Annotated in this window: 1 pseudogene; it reads right to left on the reverse strand. The window is 40.4% G+C overall.

The features are described from left to right. A pseudogene (locus ACWKWX_RS32785) lies at nucleotides 1-461 on the reverse strand (hypothetical protein); the annotation flags it as partial. Between the last annotated feature and the right edge of the window lie 47 nt (nucleotides 462-508).

Genomic DNA, 508 nt, shown 5'->3' on the forward strand with positions numbered 1-508 from the left:
TGTCGCTCACGTAATACACGTGGAGTAGGAACTTTCTTTTTTTCGGTTGTTAAAACTTCCGGAGATGTGGGCTTCTGCGTTTGTTCTGTTTTCTCTTCTTTGTGAGGTGATGGTACAGGTTGCACTGAATTATCGACAGTTGTTGGCTGTTGCTGTTTTTGTTTTGAGGGGGCAACCAACTTCGGCTTTGGCTTTACAGGGGTAGGAGTAGCAGATGCCGTTTGCGGGGGTGCTACTTTTTTTACAGGCGGTATTATAATGGCCGGTTTGGCGTCTTTCTTTACCGTGTCTTTCTTGGGTACTTCTTTTTTCTTATCTAAAAAATCCTCTTTCTTAAAATCGGAAGTAGGCACTTTTTCTAAATACACGGTGCCGCTACCACAATCGCCTTTATCTTTTATATTGATAGAAATAAATGTGCCTTGTAATACTTCTAGCTTACCAATTTTACTGTAATCCAAGTAACACGTCATTAAGCAAGGCTCACTTTTATCACCTATTTTCAAAT

Source organism: Pseudomonas imperatae, assembly GCF_057128625.1.